This window comes from Mesorhizobium sp. M1E.F.Ca.ET.063.01.1.1 (assembly GCF_003998155.1).
GTDB lineage: Bacteria > Pseudomonadota > Alphaproteobacteria > Rhizobiales > Rhizobiaceae > Mesorhizobium.
Genome location: NZ_RZSC01001716.1, coordinates 1 through 406 on the forward strand (window position 1 = coordinate 1; position 406 = coordinate 406).

At 70.0% G+C, this 406-nt stretch carries 1 pseudogene; it reads right to left on the reverse strand.

Annotation, left to right across the window (positions count from 1 at the left end):
- Window positions 1-406: pseudogene (locus EOA29_RS40560) on the reverse strand (MFS transporter); the annotation flags it as partial.

Below are 406 nucleotides of genomic sequence, written 5' to 3' on the forward strand. Positions count from 1 at the left end.
GCGGCTGGACAGTCGCACCGTCAGCAGGATGGTCGCGGCCGCCACCATCGACAGCTCGAAGAACAGCGCGCCGGCCTCGGCGTGGTTCGTGACATGCAGCTGCTGGGCCAGGACGCTCGGCGCCAGCGCAGCATAGAAGCCGACCAGCGCCATGGCCCCGAAGCCGGTCACCGCCGGCGCCACGAAGGCCGCGCGGATGTCGGCGGGCACCGACAGCCGTGGCCGCATCGAGACATCCGAGAGCCGCCCTGGCCGCAGCACGGTTTCCCGCGTGCGCCAGATCAAGAGCGTGACCAGGGCAAGCAGCGCCAGATAGAGGACGAATGTCAGCTTGAGCGGCCAGGGCGCGTATTCGGCAAGCACCCCCGACACCAGCGCGCCGAGGCCGAGGCCGACGAAATTGGTG